The sequence below is a fragment of the Streptomyces sp. NBC_01689 genome (assembly GCF_036250675.1).
Taxonomy (GTDB): Bacteria; Actinomycetota; Actinomycetes; order Streptomycetales; family Streptomycetaceae; genus Streptomyces.
Map to the genome: position 1 here is coordinate 671,508 of NZ_CP109592.1, position 16,452 is coordinate 687,959.

At 71.1% G+C, this 16,452-nt stretch carries 12 protein-coding genes; 6 read left to right on the top strand and 6 right to left on the bottom strand.

Translation table 11 applies throughout. The features are described from left to right. Nucleotides 1-113 precede the first annotated feature (113 nt). Both OG776_RS02590 and OG776_RS02595 read left to right on the top strand, forming a co-directional pair. The gene (locus tag OG776_RS02590) at nucleotides 114-857 is read left to right on the top strand and encodes a TetR/AcrR family transcriptional regulator (RefSeq protein WP_148008208.1); all 744 of its coding nucleotides are present in this window, start codon (nucleotides 114-116) and stop codon (nucleotides 855-857) included. 16 nt (nucleotides 858-873) lie between these two features. Further along, entirely contained in the window at nucleotides 874-3,330 is a 2,457-nt protein-coding gene (locus OG776_RS02595) for a SpoIIE family protein phosphatase (protein ID WP_329318558.1), read from the top strand. Nucleotides 3,331-3,364: 34 nt separating this feature from the next. On the opposite strand, the gene OG776_RS02600 is transcribed toward OG776_RS02595, so the two are convergent. Together OG776_RS02600 and OG776_RS02605 are read right to left on the bottom strand one after the other, a co-directional pair. Continuing rightward, nucleotides 3,365-4,819, bottom strand: coding sequence for an ArnT family glycosyltransferase (locus OG776_RS02600; RefSeq protein ID WP_329318560.1), 1,455 nt, complete (start codon nucleotides 4,817-4,819; stop codon nucleotides 3,365-3,367). A 127-nt stretch (nucleotides 4,820-4,946) separates the two neighbouring features. Then, nucleotides 4,947-5,993 carry an aldo/keto reductase gene (locus OG776_RS02605; protein WP_329318562.1) on the bottom strand — a complete coding sequence of 349 codons (1,047 nt, stop codon included), beginning with the start codon at nucleotides 5,991-5,993 and terminating at the stop codon, nucleotides 4,947-4,949. Between the two features lie 120 nt (nucleotides 5,994-6,113). On the opposite strand from OG776_RS02605, the gene OG776_RS02610 reads away from it, so the two are divergent. Next, a complete protein-coding gene (locus OG776_RS02610; protein ID WP_148008210.1) occupies nucleotides 6,114-6,665 on the top strand; it encodes a TetR/AcrR family transcriptional regulator in 552 nt (183 codons plus the stop codon). Nucleotides 6,666-6,833: 168 nt separating this feature from the next. Beyond that, nucleotides 6,834-7,289 carry a MarR family winged helix-turn-helix transcriptional regulator gene (locus OG776_RS02615; protein ID WP_148008211.1) on the top strand — a complete coding sequence of 152 codons (456 nt, stop codon included), beginning with the start codon at nucleotides 6,834-6,836 and terminating at the stop codon, nucleotides 7,287-7,289. A 239-nt stretch (nucleotides 7,290-7,528) separates the two neighbouring features. Here OG776_RS02615 and OG776_RS02620 read toward each other — a convergent pair whose 3' ends face one another. Beyond that, nucleotides 7,529-8,278, bottom strand: coding sequence for a TetR/AcrR family transcriptional regulator (locus tag OG776_RS02620; protein WP_148008212.1), 750 nt, complete (start codon nucleotides 8,276-8,278; stop codon nucleotides 7,529-7,531). A 92-nt stretch (nucleotides 8,279-8,370) separates the two neighbouring features. Here OG776_RS02620 and OG776_RS02625 point away from each other — a divergent pair, with 92 nt between their 5' ends. Further along, nucleotides 8,371-9,882, top strand: coding sequence for a GMC family oxidoreductase (locus tag OG776_RS02625; RefSeq protein WP_329318566.1), 1,512 nt, complete (start codon nucleotides 8,371-8,373; stop codon nucleotides 9,880-9,882). 326 nt (nucleotides 9,883-10,208) lie between these two features. On the opposite strand, the gene OG776_RS02630 is transcribed toward OG776_RS02625, so the two are convergent. Beyond that, on the bottom strand, nucleotides 10,209-11,042 hold the full coding sequence (locus tag OG776_RS02630) for a polysaccharide deacetylase family protein (protein ID WP_443077346.1): 834 nt from the start codon (nucleotides 11,040-11,042) through the stop codon (nucleotides 10,209-10,211). Between the two features lie 308 nt (nucleotides 11,043-11,350). Continuing rightward, nucleotides 11,351-13,285, bottom strand: a complete 1,935-nt coding sequence (locus OG776_RS02635; protein ID WP_443077180.1) for an N-acetylmuramoyl-L-alanine amidase — start codon at nucleotides 13,283-13,285, stop codon at nucleotides 11,351-11,353. An 833-nt stretch (nucleotides 13,286-14,118) separates the two neighbouring features. Between OG776_RS02635 and OG776_RS02640 the strand changes: the two genes are divergently transcribed. Next, a complete protein-coding gene (locus tag OG776_RS02640; RefSeq protein ID WP_329318570.1) occupies nucleotides 14,119-15,315 on the top strand; it encodes a cytochrome P450 in 1,197 nt (398 codons plus the stop codon). 156 nt (nucleotides 15,316-15,471) lie between these two features. On the opposite strand, the gene OG776_RS02645 is transcribed toward OG776_RS02640, so the two are convergent. Continuing rightward, nucleotides 15,472-16,119 (bottom strand): DsbA family oxidoreductase, encoded by a 648-nt coding sequence (locus OG776_RS02645; RefSeq protein WP_148008215.1) that lies wholly within the window; start codon nucleotides 16,117-16,119, stop codon nucleotides 15,472-15,474. Nucleotides 16,120-16,452: the final 333 nt, after the last annotated feature.

Consider the following 16,452-nt stretch of genomic DNA (forward strand, 5'->3'; position numbering starts at 1 on the left):
CGTTGTCGCGAGGCGGCGTCAGGCGACACGGGACCGAACACCGACGCGGGTCCCCCGCACGCGCACCATACCAATGTTACGTAAAATAATCACAACAGTGATAAATTGGACGAATGCAAGAGCGGGCCGTACGCACTCAGCAACGGGTTCTGCGCGCCGCCGCGGAGCTCCTGAGCTCTCAAGGACGTGCGGGCATCTCGACGCGTGCCGTGAGCGCGGCGGCCGGAGTGCAGCCGCCGACCCTGTACCGGCTGTTCGGGGACAAGGACGGGCTGCTCGACGCCCTCGCGGCCTACGGCTTCCAGCAGTATCTGCGTGACAAGCAGGCCCTCGAACTGACCGACGACCCGATCGCCGATCTCCGCCGGTCCTGGGACCTGCACGTCGAGTTCGGACTGTCGCGCCCGGGTTTCTACGTGCTGATGTACGGCGAGGGCCGCTATCGCGGCGGCATACCGGGCGGACTCGAGACGATCGCCATCCTGCGCCGGACCCTTGCCCGGGTGGCCGAGGCCGGCCGGCTCCGTATGAGCGTGGAACGGGCCACTCAACTCGTCCATGCCATGGGTCTGGGCGTCGTGCTGTCCCTCATCGCCACACCCCCGTGCGAACGCGACGGGAGCCTGCCCGCGACAGCTCGTGAACAGGCACTGCGCATGATCACCACTACGGGCACCGCCGAGGAGCGGACCACGGGCCAGGACCGGACCGCGGACGTGGCATGCCGGGCCGTCGCCCTGCGTGAGGCGCTGTCCCGGAGCGGTACCACCGCGATGACACCGTCCGAGAGCTCACTCCTGGCGGACTGGCTCGACCGTCTCGCCGACGGGAGTCCCACCGCGCGGAGGACACCCTGAAGGAGGTGCAGCGCCGATGGGCGGAGCCAGCGAGAGTACGGCGGACGACACCGGGCGAGGAGCCGAGCACCGGGCCGGCACGGCCATGGCGGCGTTGGACGCGCACGGAGTGGTGCGGGCCTGGAGCCGGGAGGCCGAACTGCTCAGCGGCATCATGACCGCCGACGCCATCGGGCTCTTCGCGGGGCGGCTGCTGGCGGACCCGGAAGTGGCCCTGGGGGCGCCCGCCTTCACGGACAGCAGCCGCTGGGGGAGCGGCTGGTCCGGGATCGTCGCGCTCCGCCGCGGCGACGGCACACCGCTGGACGTGTACCTGCGGGTCCGCCCCCTCACGGAGCGGGACGGAGGAGTGCGCTGGCTGGTCGGCGCGACCGAGATGACGGCGGTCCCGTCGTGGCCGATGAACGGGGCCGGGGTGCAGGCGCTTCTCACCGGGGCACCGATCGGCATCGCCGTACGCGACACCGACCTGCGGTGCACCTGGGTCAACGACGCCCTCGCGCTGCAGGACGGCATCCCGCGCGAGAAGAGGCTCGGACGGCGGCTGACGGAGGTGCTGCCGGGACCCGACGCCGAGTCGGTCGAGGCCGTGATGCGGGAGGTCCTGCGGAGCGGGAAGCCGGAGGTCGATCACGAGTACCGCGCGTGGATGCCGACGAAGCCGCAGCAGGAACACGCCTTCTCCACCTCGTTCTTCCGTCTCGACGACGCCGACGGGCGCACCCTGGGGGTGTGCGCCATGAGCGTCGACGTGACGGACCGGCAGCGCGCACGCGAGCGCCTGGCCGTGCTCAGCGAGGCCAGTACCCGGATCGGCACCACACTGGAGGTGATGCGAACCGGGCAGGAGCTCGCCGATCTGGCCGTGGCCCGCATCGCGGACTACGCCACCGTGGACCTGGCGGAGTCGGTCGAGGAGGGCGAGGACTCCCTGGCCCGGCTCGGCTCGACGAACGGCCGCGTACCCGCGTTCCGCCGGGCGGGGGCGGCCTCGATCCACGAGGGCGTTCCGGAGTCGCTCTGGTCACGCGGCGAGACCGTGTCCGTGCCCGTCCCCTCCCCCTTCACGGAGGTCCTCGCCTCGGGCGCGTCGCATCTCGAACCGGTGCTGAACACCTCCCTGGGCACCTGGCTCGACCGCGACCAGGAACGGCTGGACAGGATCCGCAGGTACGGCATGCACTCGCTGATGATCGTGCCGATCCACGCGCGCGGTGCGGTGCTCGGCGTCGCGGTCTTCGTCCGCATGGGCGACTCCGTGCCCTTCGAGGCGGACGACCTGCGCCTGGCCGAGGAACTTGTCGCCCGTGCCGCCCTGTCCCTCGACAACGCCCGCCGCTACGTGCGCGAGCGCGCCGCCGCGCTCGCCCTCCAGCGCAACCTGCTGCCGGGGAGGCTCGTCGGCGGGGTGGCGGTCGAGGTGGCGTCCCACTACGTGCCGGCCGACACGCAGCGCGGCGTGGGCGGCGACTGGTTCGACGTCATCCCGCTGTCCGGCGCCCGGGTGGCCCTGGTTGTGGGCGACGTGGTCGGGCACGGCATCAACGCCGCGGCGACCATGGGCCGGCTCCGGGCCGCGGTGCACACGCTCGCCAACATGGACCTGTGCCCTGACGACCTGCTGGCCCACCTCGACGACACCATCTCCCGCCTGGGCGTGGAGGACAGCGGCCTACCGGAACGCGCCGCCGCGGAATCCGGCGCCACCTGCCTGTACGCCGTCTACGACCCGGCCACCCGACGCTGCACGATGGCCCGGGCGGGCCATCCGCCGCCCGTGATCATCTCGCCGGAGGGCGACGTCTCCATCCCCGACCTGCCCGCCGGACTGCCGCTCGGCGTCGGACCGGCCTCCTTCGAAGCCGTGGACGTCGAACTGCCCGAGGGCTGTGTGGTCGCCTTCTACACCGACGGACTCGTGGAGACCCGGCATCAGGACATCGACGCGGGGATCCAGCGGCTCGGGGCCGTCCTCGCGCGCCCCGACCGCCCTCTGGACGAACTCTGCGCGGCCGCGTTCGACACCCTGCCGGCCAGGGCGCTGGAGGACGACGCCACACTGCTCCTCGCGCGGCCCCGTTCCCTCCTGCCGTCGCAGATCGCCACCTGGGACCTGCCGAACGATCCGGTCGTCGTCGCGCACGCCCGCGCCCTGGCCACGGCACAGTTGACCGGATGGGGACTGGAGGCACTGGTCGCCACCACGGAGCTCATCGTCAGCGAGTTGGTCACCAACGCCGTACGCCACGGTGCCGGACCCATCACCCTTCGCCTCATCCGTCACGAGGTGCTGGTGTGCGAGGTGACCGACACCAGTGACTCCGTCCCCCGGCTGCGCCATGCCCGCCCGACGGACGAGGGCGGGCGCGGCCTCTTCCTCGTCGCGCAACTCGCCAGTCGGCGGGGCACCCGCAACTCCCCCGCGGGCAAGACGGTCTGGGCCGAACAGGAGATCAACCCGCCCCTCTCCTGAGGGCCGGCCCCGGACCGGCCCAACCGCACCCGCCTCAGGCGTAGTTGCGCAGGTCGCGCCACATCTCGCCCCAGGGACGACGCTGTCCCGTGCAGACATAGACATGACCGCCCCATTCGACGTTGTGCACACCGTCGGGGTTCAGAAGTGTGGCGGCCACGCGGACGCGCAGGAAGTTCCGGCGCAGATCGTCCTCGTATCCCGGCATCCGGCCGGGACCCGGCGCGACGGCCACCACCGTCGTGGCGTGCGGGTTGCCGGGGCCCCACCACCAATCGGTGTTGTGGGAACTCACCGCGGTGGGCAGGCCGGTACCGCGGCCGAGTTCGTTGAGGGCTCCGGCCTCACCGTAGTCCGCGGTGAAAATCACCGCGTTCGCGCGCTGCCCGGCCGGAAGCCCGGTCCACACCTGTCGTACGGTGCCGACCAGTTGGGGCCAGCCCAGGGACTCCCCCGAATTCGTGCTGACACCGTACGTCCAGCCCACGTCGGAGGACGGCAGCACCGGCAGCACGATCACGGCGAACACCGCGGTCGAGACGGCCGTGGCGACCATCAGGCCGCGCGCCCGGTCCGGGCGGGAGTGCAACCAGCCGTCGAGTCCCACCGCCCCCGCCGCCAACAGGCATACGTACAGGCCCGCCAGGTAGTAGACCTGTGCTCCGGTCGTCACGGCGAACAGCACGAACAGCACGAACAGCACGCCGTACGAGACCACCAGGCACCGCCACAGCGGCCGTCGGGACCGCCACAGGAACCGCAGACCCACCGCCCACAGCACCGCCATCGCCAGACAGGACATGCCGAACTGCCCCACGATCCAGGTGACGATGTTCCCCGGGCCACCGTTCTCCCCGTTCAGGGCCCGTGCCATCGCGAACATCGCCCACCCGTGCCGCGCCTGCCACCACAGATCGGGCAGCACGAGCAGTACGGCGACCCCGGCACCCGCGAGCAGTCGGCGGTCGGCAGCGGTGCGGCGAGCCGGGCCGAGGAGCACGGCGGCCAGGAGGGTGACCCCGAAAACCGCCGCGAGGTGGTTGAACTCCGCGCCGACACCGACCAGCGCTCCCGCGGCGAGCCACCACCGAGTGTCGCCGGTGCGGCCGATCCGTACGACCACGAACGCGATCGACGCCCACGCCAGCACTTCGTAGGACGTGGTGTTGGCGATGTGCGCGCCACCCAGCAACACGGGCATGGTGGCGGTCGCGACCGCGGCGAGCAGCTGGGCCCGCCGCGCACCTCCGAACTCCCTCGCGGTCATGCCGCCCACGACCACCGTGCCGGCGGCGGCGAGCGCCGGCCACAGCCGCAGTCCCGCCTCCGAGACCCCGAACAGCGACAGCGAGGCCCGGGCCAGCAGCGGCGCCAGCGCCGGCTGGTCCACATAACTCGCCTGGAGATGCCGGGCGCAGTCGAGGAAGTACAACTCGTCGATGTGGAAGCCGTAGCGCGGGGACAGCGCCATCAGCAGGACCAGGACCACCCCGGGCGGCCCGTCGGGCAGTGGCTGACGGACGGAGTCGGTGGCCCGGTCCCGGGACCGGGGCCGTGCCGGCCGCCCTCACCGGTGGTCTCTCCTCCTTCCTCCGACCGCCAACGCCCGACCGCCGTCAGGCGTTGGCGTAGCCGGGGATCGCCGCCTTGATGCGTTCGAGTTCGCGTACGTCGGAGATGCCCTGGAGGTCGTGGCGCGGGGTGTAGGGGATCTCCATCCGGCGGGCCTCGTCGTCGGTGAGGTCGAGGTCGAGGGAGGCGACGGCCTCGTCGATCTGCCGGATCGTCCGGGCGCCGACGACGGGGGCCGCGACGACAGGGTTGCGGCGCAGCCAGGCGAGGGCGACCTGGGCGCGGGTGACACCGTGCGCGTCGGCGACGGCGCCGACCTCGTCGATGATCCGCCGGTCGCCGTCGGAGCCGGTGTAGAGCATGTCCGCGTAGGCGCTGTCGGTCGCGGAGCGCGCCCCCGTGTTCGCCTCGTCGAAGGCGCGGGCGAGGCGGCCGCGGGCCAGGGGGCTCCAGACCATGGTGGCGATGCCCTCGTCGGCACAGAGCGGGAGCATTTCGCGCTCCTCCTCGCGGGCGAGGAGGTTGTAGTGGTCCTGCAAGGTGACGAACCGGGTCCAGCCGTGGCGTTCCTGGAGGTGGAGGAGCTTGGCGAACTGCCAGGCGTGCATGGAGGACGCGCCGAGGTAGCGGGCCTTTCCCGACTTCACCACGTCGTGCAGGGCCTCGAGGGTCTCCTCCAACGGCGTCTCGTTGTCGAGGCGGTGGATCATGAGGACGTCGACGTGGTCGGTGCCCAGGCGGTGCAGGCTGTGGTCGATCTCGCTCAGGATCGCCTTGCGGGACAGGCCGCCGCCGTTGGGGCTGCCGGGGCGCATGACGTGGCGGAGCTTCGTGGTGATGACGACGTCGTCGCGGTTCGCGAAGTCCTTGAGGGCGCGCCCGAGGATCTCCTCGCTGGACCCGTACGAGTAGAGGTTGGCGGTGTCGAAGAAGTTGATGCCCGCTTCGAGGGCGTGCTTGATCAGGGGCCGGCTGGCCTCCTCGTCCAGCGACCAGACGGGGTGGCCGCGGTCGGGCTCGCCGTAGGTCATGGCGCCGATGGCGACCGGTGAGACGTCGAGGCCGGTGCGGCCGAGTTTGATGTAACGCACGGGAGAGCTCCTACAATATGGAAGGAGAGCAAGCGGAGAACTCTCCGCTTGACTTCCGCGACGCTAGCGGAGAACTCTCCGCTTCGCAATCGGACGACCGCTCGCCCGCCAGGAGGAACCGTGCCCGACGCCTCGCCGCAGCGCTCCGACGCACTGAAGAACCGGGAGGCGATCCTCCAGGTCGCCCACGACGTGCTCGCCGGCGCCCCGGACGCCTCGCTCAACTCGATCGCCAAGCGCGCGGGCGTCGGCCCCGGCACGCTCTATCGGCACTTCCCCACCCGCGAGGCGCTGATCCTGGAGGTCTACCGGCGTGATGTCGACCGTCTCGTGGACTCCGTCCCCGACGTCCTCACGGACCACGCACCGCTGGACGCGCTGCGGCACTGGTTCCTCACCCTCGCCGCCTACGTACGCCTCAAGCACGGCCTCGGAGACGCGCTGAACAGCGCCGCCGCCCAGGAGGTCGTCGACGCGACCTCCGCTTCCGTCACCGCCGCCGTCGGCCGACTCCTCGACGCGTGCGCACACGCCGGCGCGGTGCGGGCCGGCCTCGACCCCACCGACGTCATCATGCTCATCAGCTGCCTGTGGCGCACTCCCGACAGCCCCGACGGCGCCGCGCAGGCCAACCGCCTGCTGGAACTGGCGATCGACGGTTTCCGGCCGTAGTCCGCCCCCCGCATCACACTCGCCCCCACCCCGCGCGGCCGACACCTCCAGGGCTCCAAGACCGCTCCCTACGGGCACGTCGCACCACAGCGCGGCGCCGCACTCCCACGTTCGATTCGCTCGGCACACCTCTATCTACTTGACTCGTCAAACATATACAGTGGCCGCATGCCGCCACCGAACCATCCCCCTCAGCCCCTCCGGGCGAACGAGGAGGCCGTCCTGCGCGCCCTGGGACGCATGCTGGTCAGTCTGCCCCGGCTGATCGACGCCGACATGGTCCACGACGGACAGCTCCCGTTGTCCGAATACCGGCCGCTGATGTGTCTGTCCGAGGCGCCGGACCGTCGTATGCGCATGAGTGACCTCGCCGCGGCCTGCACCATCTCCCTGAGTGGCATGACCCGGCTCGTCACGCGGCTGGAGAGACGGGGACTGGTCCAACGGGTCCGGTGCGACGAGGACGCGCGCGGGTGCAACGCCGTGCTGACCGACTTCGGACTCGACTGCGTGCGCCAGGCCTGGCCGACACATCTCGCCAGCGTGCGCCGGCACATCTTCGACCACCTGGACCATCGCGAGGTGGACGAACTGGGCGCCACGTTGCGGAAGGTCACACCCTAGCGGGATTCCCGCCGCCAGGTCCCGAGGCCAACAGGCCTGTCCGCTCTCCGACGTGACTCAGCCAACCGAATCCTGCGACCCCAGGTCGCGGACGTCTCGCGGACGATGAGTAGTACCGCGGGCACCTGCCCCTCACCGGACGCCCCGAAGGGCCGGTGTCGGCGCCGCCGGTGAGGGCGTCCCCCGGCGTCATAGGAAGCAACCGACCCCGGTGACACCGACGCCCTTTCCGCCTCGCGTCACCCCTCACCGCTCCGCCGCACATCGGCCAGGCGGTTGAGCAGTTCCAGGAGCAGCAGTTCCTCCCCCGGGCTGAGGGGCAGCTCCCCCTCCGCGGCAAGTGCGGCGCGCAGCGCCATGGCCGGGCCCGCCGGACCGGCGCCGGGTGCTCCGCCCCCGGGTTCGGCTCCGGGCGGCGCGATCATGGCATCGAAGACCACGTCACGGGCCACCCGGGCCAGTTCGGGGTCACGGGTATCCGGTGGCGTGCTGATCATCGTCGTGACCACGCCGACGCCCGCCGCGTGCATGAGGGCCGTGGCCCGTTCGACGCTCATGCGCAGGCGGCCCGCCGCCGCGACCCGGGTGAGCATGCGCTGGAGCTCCACGAGGGCTCTGCGGCCGGCCTGCGAGGGACGGCCGGAGCGTGACGGGCCGAAGACCAGGGCGTAGTAGGCGGGCTGCTCGAGCCCGAACCGGACGTGCAGATCCCAGGCGAGACGGAGGTCCGCCACCGGGTCGTCGCTCCGCGGCAGCCGGCTCTTGGCCTCGAGATAGGTGTCGAATCCGTGCTCCCCCAGGGCCTCCAGGAGACCGTCCTTGTCCCCGAAGAGCCTGAAGATCGTCGGCGGGAACACGCCGGCCCGCGCGGCCACCGCGCGCGTGGACAGAGCGTCCAGACCTTCGCTCTCCAGCACGTCGGCGGCGGCGCGAACGATCTTGTGGTGGAGCGCTCCGGCCGGCCGGCCGTCCTCGGTTTCAGCAGTCATGAATCAACGGTATCAAGCAGGACGACCCATCGATCCGAACCAGTGTTACGCTCGAACTGCGACCACTGATTCAGACAGGGACGGACCCGCCGATGCCTTCACACTCCGCGTACGACTACATACTCGTGGGCGCCGGGACAGCCGGGTGCGTGCTCGCCTCCCGGCTCACACAGGAGGAGAACGTCCGCGTCCTGCTCCTGGAGGCGGGCCCCGCCGGCCTCCCCACCGCCGTCGGAAACCCTCCGTCCTGGCCGCGGCTCGCCGCCTCGGAGGCCGCCTGGGGCGAGACGACCGTGGCCCAGCGCGCCTCCGGAGCCCCCGTCGCACTGCCCCGCGGCAAGGGCCTGGGCGGATCGTCCTCGATCAACGCCATGGTGTTCGCGCGCGGCCACCACACCAGTTACGCGGCCTGGAGCGACCACGGCGCCAAGGGATGGACGTACGACGACCTGCTGCCCTACTTCCGGCGCAGCGAGACCGCGGCCGGCGGCGCCCCGGGCCGTGGCACGAACGGTCCTCTGTTCGTCGGACCGGCCGAGGAGCCCAACGAGGTCCTGCTCGCCTGCCTGTCCGGCGCGGTCGAAGCCGGCCACCGCCGCGCCTTCGACATCAGCGGCGGGCTCGAGGAGGGCTTCGCCCCGGTCGATCTCAACATCGTCGCCGGACGACGCCAGAGCGCCGCCGACGCCTATCTCGCACCGGCGGCGAACCGCCCCAACCTGGACGTCGTCACGGACGCCGTCGTCCACCGTCTCCTCTTCGACGGCACCCGCTGCACCGGAGTCGAGTACGGCACGGCAGGCGCGGTCCATACGGCGACGACGGCCGGCGAAGTGGTGCTCACCGCGGGGACCATCGGCTCGGCACAGCTGCTGCTGCGCTCCGGCATCGGCCCCGGGGACGACCTCCGACGGGCCCAGGTCGACGTCTTCCACGAACTCCCCGGTGTGGGACGGAACCTGCACGACCACCCGCGGGCCAACCTCGTCTACCGTGCGCAGCGCAAGGTACCCACCGCGCTCAACAACCACGGCGAGATCCTCGGTCTGCTGCGCAGCACACCCGAGTCGGACGGGCCGGACCTGCAGATCATCTTCATCGACATCCCGGTGCCCAATCCGGTGGCCCCCGTGGACAACGGTTTCACCATCGGGGTCTCCCCCATGCGCCCGGCAAGCCGGGGCACGCTCCGCATCACCTCGGCGGACCCCGCCGCGCCCCCCGTCATCGACCCCAACTACTTCGCCGAGCAGCAGGACGTCGATGCGGTCGTGTCCGGCATCGCCACCGCCCGCGGGATCGCCTGGTCGTCCGCACTCAGCGCATGGGGCATCGAAGAGGTCAGCCCCGGACTCGACGCTGTGGACGCACGGTCGATCGGCGAGCACGCCCGCAGGAACTTCGGCTCGTACTGCCACCCCGTCGGCACCTGCATGATGGGCGAGGACGAATCGTCCGTCGTCGACTCCGCGTTGCGCGTCCGAGGACTGGACGGCCTGCGGATCGCCGACGCCTCCGTCATCCCGTCGATCCCCTCGAACAACACCAACGCCACCGTCTACGCGATCGCGGAGAAGGCGGCCGACCTCCTGCGCGGCGCCTGACGTACACCCCCGTTCACGGACCGGTTCCGCCGGACCCCCGCGCGCGGTCGTACGCCTCGATGCCGCGGGGATTCGTGAACCTCCGCCGGTCTTCGGTCCGTCACCCGGACGAGGACTCCCGCCGCCGAGGAATTCACTGGCTGGCCTCGGTCGCGGGTACGGCGGTCGCTCCCGCGCCTTCGCGCGTGCGGGAGCGACCGCCGCTCTGTTCCTCGTCGGCGACACGGCCGGACGCCGCGCGGGTGTGAACCCGTCCCCGTTGACGAACTCCGCCGGACCCGCCGCCGGACGTTCGGGACCGCCGGGTGCGACAGCCCACGCCGCGCCTACAGGTAGTTCTCCAAGCGGGCCACCGTGAAGCCCTGTTCGTGGATGTGGCGCAGCAGGTTCGCCGTCATCCTGGTCATCGTCGTGCCCTTGAGTTCAGCGGGTCCGCGGAAGTGGGCGAGGATGATGTCACCGGGGTGGAGCTTCTTGTCGGCGTCCTGGTACTGCATGTTCTTGATCTGCATGGACTCGCGCCACAGGACGATCGCCTCGATACCGCAGGAAGCGGCCGCGGCCCGGGTGTTCTCGTTCCAGTTCCCGTAGGGCGGACGCATCAGCCGGGGCGCGGAGCCGTACTCCGTCTTCAGTTTCTCCTCCTGGCCGCATATCTCCTGGCGCTGAGCGGCGGCGCCGAGGGTGCGGAGGTTCGGATGCGTCAGGGTGTGGTTCTGAACGCTGTTGCCGAGGCTCTGCAGCTGCTTGAAGTAGCCGTAGTCGCTGCGGATGGCGGAGTCCGTGAGGAACATCGTGAAGGGGATCCTCAACTCCCGCATCATCTTCACGAACTCCGGATCCTTCTCGGCGCCGTCGTCGAACGTCAGGAAGACGATCTTCTGGTCCGTGGGTATCTCACTGATCACCGGCACCCCGCCGTCAGCGGCCCGCCGGCCCGCGGGCTTCCTCGACGGCGGGGCGGGCGGCGGCGCCGGCGGCTCCAGACCCCACGTGCGGAAGGCCGCCGCGGTGGCCGCCCGCGCGTCGGCACGGCCGTCGGAGGGCTTCGCGGCGGGCGCGTGCGGGCGCACGGAAGCAGCGTGCGAACGGGTGGCTCCGGGCGAGCATCCCACTCCCGAGCCCATCACCAGAAGAAGGCAGCCCAGGGCCGCCCTCATGATCCGCCTGTCCACCGCGTGCCACCTCTTGTCGTCCGTGACCTGAGTCCGTTCCCCCTGCTTGATGGCGAACAGATGTCCGAGGTTCCATCCTTGATCGGGTTCCTCGTGGTTCCGGGACCGGGGGCGCGCCCGTGGGGCGCGAAAGCAATCGGCGCCGCAGGGCCCCGGTCTCGCGAGGCACTGCGGGGGCCCGCTCCGCCGTACGGACGCCGGGCGGGACCATTCCCGCTCCGCCGAGCGGAAGGCCGGGGCGGGATCACTCCCGCCCCGGCCTTCGCACCGTCATGTCTGGACCACCGCCCGCGTCAGCCGGCGGAGCCGTCCTCCCAGTGCTTGGTCACGGGAGTCGCGGTGACGTCGCCCGAATACACCAGCGCGACGCGGTGGTTGTACTGGATCGTGTACTGCGTCCTCGCACCGGTGACGACCGTTCCGCTGGACTTGAAGTAGTCCACCGTCGCGTTCGGCGCCTGGGTGGCGACGTACGCCTGGCCGGCGGGGAGGCTGTACCCGCTGATCGGCGCCTGCGTCGAGGCGCCCAGGCCGGCCGGGTACTCCGACGCGTCCGGGTAGCTGGACCCGTAGACGGCCACCGGGGTGCTGCCCGCGGCGGAGATGGTCTTCACGCCGTAGGCCTGCTTGGTGTTCTGGCCGCCCGGGTTGTAGAACCACACCTTCGCGCCGCTGAACCAGATCGCGGTCCACTCGCCCTGCTGGTCGGCGACGACGAACTGCTGGCCGGTCTGGGCGGTGCTGCCCCAGTCACTGATCTCGTCCGTGCCCGCGGCCGTCCCGTGGATCAACTGGTCGCCGAAGAGCGGCGCGGACGCGTCGGGCGCGGTGTGCAGGAAGACGAAGTTCGACGCCTGCTCCCGGTCCGTGCATGCGGGCGTCGCACCGGTCGGATCGTCGATCGGGCACACCTGGACGGTCTGCAGGTTGGTGTCGAAGACCGGATCGATGGTCACGACCGAGCCCACGGGCGCGGTGCCGCGCAGTCCGCTGAGCGGAGCTCCGAGCAGACGCATGAAGTGGTCCCAGTCCCAGCTCGGTCCCGGGTCCCAGTGCTGCCCTCGGACGCCGGACGCGCTCGCCCCGGCGACGTCGTCGTGGCCCAGGATGTGCTGGCGGTCCAGCGGTATCCCGAACCGGTGGGCCAGGTACTGCACGAGGTAGGCCGTGGACTGGTACTGCGCCTCGGTGTACCAGGTGGCGCCCTGCGCGGCGAAGCCCTCGTGCTCGATGCCGACGGAGTGCAGGTTCGACGAGTAGTTGCCCGCGTGGAACGCGATGTCCTTCGTGGCCACCATCTGCGTCACCGCGCCGTCCGAGGACCGCATGACGTAGTTGGTCGACACGCCGTTGGACGGGTTGGCGAGACCGGCCACCCCGGAGTCGTACGTGCCCTCCAGGTCGTGGATGACGATGGTGTCGATCTTGATGCCGTTGGCGGGGCGGTTCGACACCTGCATACCGGCCGGGGAACCGGGCACGAAGGTGCACGGTACGGCCGGCGGGCACTCGGTGTCGGTGGCCGCCGCGGCCTTCAGGTGCAGCCGGTCCACCTGACCGGTGGCGGGGCGCACCGCGGGGGCGGCGTCGAGCCGGACCCGCTGGCCGTCCTTGGTGGTGACACCGGCGCCGCCGCGGACGGTGGCGAAGACACGGTCCGCGAAGGCCGCCGCCTCCCGCTTCTGCGTCGACTGGCTGTAGCGGGCGACCGCGCCGTACCACTGGGCCGCGTCCGACGGCACGCCGCCGGCGACCTGCTTCTCGTAGGAGGCCAGCAGGGCCGCGCCACCTCGGATGTTCGTCGCGGGGTCCTCGCGCAGCGCGTCCTCGGACAGGCCGGTCAGTTTCGCGGCCGCCTGCAGGGTGTGCAGCGCGGGGTTCGCGGCCATCGACTTCAGATCGCTGCGCCCGACGGCGCCCGCGCCGCCGGAGGCCATCATGGCCGGGGTCACGTCGGTGAGGTGCATGGGTCCGTAGCCGCCGTCGGCGCTGGCCTGCGCGCCGTGCGACTCCCAGGCCGACTCCTGGTACGCCAGGCCGAGCAGCACGTTCTCGGGTATGTGGTATTCCGCGGCCGCCGCGGCGAAGTCCTGCTGGCGCGAGGTCTGTGTGTCGCTCGTGGTGTCCGCTTGGGCGGTGACCGGCAGGACCGCGAGGGATCCCGCGGCCAGCGCGCCCACGGCAGCCGCGAGCGACAGGTGTCGCCGCGGCATTTTCCTCTTGTGCAAGATGCTGATCCTTTACGGAAGTCGAGAGGTGGGATCGTCAAGCGTTCCGGAGCCGGGAGTCATCGGACGGCCACCCGGGACACGGATGCCCTGACCGGCCGTCATGCCGCACGACCGGCCACGTGTGTCCGGGACCGGCACACGAAGCGCGTACCGGCCCCCGTGGCCTCCCGCGGGAGGCGGGAGGACGATGTTCGCCGGACAAGTCCGTCGGCCTCGGCGGCAGTCCACCTCACGGCGCGAACAACCGGCCCGCGGCGAGCCGGGTTCGGCACACACCGCACCCGTCTGCTTGACGCAGCAAGTATGTTACGCGTCGGACGCCGATCGCAAACTCGGGGGTGGTCGAGCCCGACCCGCCCCTGAACCGGTGCGGCTCAGCAACGTATCGACACCCCCTCGCGGGCATTCGCCGCACGCGGCACGACACCTGACACACGCATCACATGTGCCGATCAGGACACCGGACACCCGATCGGGCTCCGGCCGTCACACGGTCCGGCCCGCGAGACGTCGGTCGCGACCGCGACGGGGGCGCCCCGACCACGACCCTCGTACCTACGACGCGCGCGACGACCGGATGCCACGACGCGAGACATCAGCCACCCAACTTGACGGGTCAAGTATCTGATGCTTGAGTCGAGCGGGATCTCGCGCGGGTCGACGGCTGCCTGACGAGGGTGGCCGACGCGACGGCCGGCCACATCCGCACGGGCGGGGGGCAGCCGCATCCGGAAAACCGTCGATTCGCGTGCGACCACGGAGCCGTTGATCCGGCTCGCCCCCTCGCCACGGCAACCACCGCCTTCCGGAGCCAACTTGAGGACTGGATCATGACCGAACGCCTGACGCGCGGATTCGCCGTGACGGACCGTGAGCCACGCTGCCCGTTCGACCCGTCGGCCCGCCTCGCCGCGATGGCCGGTGAAGAGGAACCGACGCGGGTCCCCATGTATGAGCCGCGGTTCGGCGACGCGGACGTACTTCTCGTGTCCCGCTACGCGGACGTCCGTGCCGCGCTGGGCGACACGCGCCTGCGCTACAGCCGCCTGCCCCTCGCCGACGGCGGCCCCCGGACGTACCTGCCGGGCTTCCTTCCCGATTTCGACGGTGCGGAACACACGCGACTGCGACGCATGGTCTCCGGGATCTTCACGCCCAAGCGGGTGCAGGCCCTCCGGCCGATGATCGAGCGGATCGTGGCCGAGCGCCTGGACGCGCTGGAGGAGGCCGGACCGGGCACCGACCTCGTCGAGGCGTTCGCCCTCACGATTCCCTCCGACGTGATCGGCGAGATTCTCGGCGTGCCGACCGCACTGCGCGGCGACTTCCACCGCCTCAGCGCCGGGATCGTCAATTTCGCCAACTCCCCTGCGGTGTACTTCTCCCACCTCGCCACGTTCGGTGCCTACGTGACGAACATGGTCGACGAGATCCGCCGGAATCCCGGCGAGGGTCTGATCAGCTCCCTGCTGGCGCAGGGCGACGAGAAGATCACCGACGCGGAGATCATCGGTCTGACCAGCGCTCTGGTCGTGGCGGGACACGAGACGACCGCGTCGATGCTGGGGGTGAGCGCGCTGGCGCTCATCCAGCGGCCCGATCAGCGGGCACTGCTCCTCGACGACGCCGTCCCCACGAAGAACGCGGTGGAGGAACTCCTCCGGTACATGAGCGTCTCCGGCGTCTTCCCCCGCGCCGCGACCGAGGACGTGACCATCGGTTCTTGGCAGGTGAAGGCCGGCGAACGGGTCCTGGTCTCGCTGCTGAACGCCAACCGTGACCCCGAACTGGTGCCTGAGCCGGACCGGCTGGACCTCTCCCGCGAACCGGCCGCGCACCTGGCGTTCGGATTCGGACCCCACCAGTGCCCGGGACAGCATCTGGCACGCCTGGAGCTCCAGTTGGCCCTGCCAGCCCTGTTCCGCCGATTCCCCGGTCTCGAACTGGCCGTCCCGGCGGACGAGTTGGTCTTCCACCAGGACGGGGCGAACGTCTACGGCCTGGAGGCCCTGCCCGTCACCTGGTGACGACGGCGGCCGCCGTCACCAGCTGACGACGGGGTCCCTGCACCGGGCCCGTACGCCTCCGGCCGGATGAGCCCGCTTCCGACGCCCGGGCCCTGACCGAACGGTGGGAACACCGCGGTCGGGGCAGGGCCGACTCGGACGTGACGCGGGCCGGGCTCAGCCGAAATCGGGACCGCCGGTGCGCGTGCGCTTCAGCTCGAAGAAGTTCGGCGAGGACGCGACGGCGAGCACACCGTCCCACAGCCGGGCGGCCGCCTCGCCCTTGGGAGTCGGATTCACCACGGGCCCGAAGAAGGCCACGGGCGCGCTTCCCTCGCCCTCACCCGGAACGGAGATGACGGGGCTACCGACGTCCTCGCCGACCAGGGTGATCCCCCGGCGGTGGGACGCCCGCAGTTCCTCGTCGTACCGGTCCGTGTCACCGGCGTCGGCCAGGTCCACGGGGAGCCCGGTCTCCCGGAGGGCGGCTTCCAGGGTGGCCCGGTCCTTGGGCCGCTGCTCCAGGTGGTACCGGGTGCCGAGGGCCGTGTAGAGAGGTGCGACCGTCTCCGGGCCGTGCAGAAGGCGTGCCGCGGTCAGGACACGTACCGGCGCCCACGCCTGCCCCATCAGGACCCGTATGCGCTCGGGCAGTTCGTCCAGCCTGTTCTCGTTCAGGACCGACAGGCTCATGACGTGCCAGGACACCTCGACGGGCCGGTGCTCCCGGACCTCGAGCAACCAGCGGGAGGTCAGCCAGGTCCAGGGACACACGGGGTCGATCCAGATGTCGACGGATGTCGCGGGGGAGGTCGATGTATGCACGGGAGACTCCGATTGACGCTGTGTGGGTTGCGCGGCCCGACGGGCCCGGTCGGCGGATGCCGGATCGGCGGGTCGGGGAATCCGCCTCCGTCCGGCAGGGGTCCCGTGCCCCGCCTCACGGCAACCCGCCGTCCGTTGCAGGACGGGGCGTGGGACCCGGGGAAAGAAATATAACCGACCGGTCGACTATCAAGATAGGCCGCTCGATGGGCACGTGTCAAAGATCGGCCCGTCCGGTCGTCGTACCCGTTCGCGGGTGTCCTCCGTGCGACGGAACCGCTCTCGCCCTGATGCGCCGGGAGCCACGAGACACGGGCCCGTACACGCCGGACG